This window comes from Roseovarius albus (genome assembly GCF_900172335.1).
GTDB lineage: Bacteria > Pseudomonadota > Alphaproteobacteria > Rhodobacterales > Rhodobacteraceae > Roseovarius > Roseovarius albus.
In genome coordinates, this window is record NZ_FWFX01000039.1 from 1 (window position 1) to 878 (window position 878).

At 61.4% G+C, this 878-nt stretch carries 1 protein-coding gene; it reads right to left on the bottom strand.

Features of this window, described 5'->3' with window-relative positions; all coding sequences use genetic code 11:
- A partial coding sequence (gene thyX / locus ROA7450_RS20680; protein WP_085807853.1) for an FAD-dependent thymidylate synthase occupies positions 1 to 878 on the bottom strand: 878 nt, incomplete at both ends.

Consider the following 878-nt stretch of genomic DNA (forward strand, 5'->3'; position numbering starts at 1 on the left):
AACTCGCGCCATTCGCCTTTGCTCATGCCCGAGGCTTCCTGTGTGACCGCCTCGCCTTTCAGCATCCGGCGGACGCAGTCGAGCGCGGTCGAGGACAGTGTGGCCCCGCCCATGCGGTAATCCTCGAACGCGCGGAAGGCGGCGGGCACCCAATCGGCGGCAATCTGGCACATCGCTTCGGCATAGACCCGGATCTCGTATTGCGCGTGGGCATCGGCACGCAGGCGCAGGAAATGCAGCAGATTGTGCAGATCGACCTTCCAGTACCACTGCGTATAGATGTTTGCCGGCAGGTTCATCCGCGCCAGCTCGCGCGCCAGCCCCTGCTGGCCGTCATCCGATATCATCTCCTCGTAGTGATCATAGCAGCGCATCGCATCATCGCGCAGGTAACGCAGCACGCGCTCGGCCTCTTCGCCTGACAGCGCCTCACCCCGGCCCTGATTGTTGACCACCGACTGCGCCGCCAGATCATCCGCCGCCGGGATATAAAACTCGCGGTCCAGAATCGAATAGCGCGCCGAATATTCGTTCACATTGGCCGTCCGGTGACGGATCCATTGTCGGGCGACAAACACCGGCAGCTTGACGTGCAGCTTGACCTCGCACATCTCAAACGGGGTCGAATGCCAGTGGCGCATCAGATAGCGAATAAGCCCCTCATCGTTTTGAACCGACTTGGTGCCGCGGCCATAAGACACCCGAGCCGCCTGACAGATCGCGGCATCATCGCCCATGTAATCCACCACCCGGACAAAGCCGTGATCCAGCACCGGATGCGCGCTATAAAGATGCTTTTCCATCCCTTCCGAGACCACCCGCAAGGTCTGCTGCGGTGCTGCCCGAAGCTCATCAATCTCCGCCTGCTGCTCGACGCT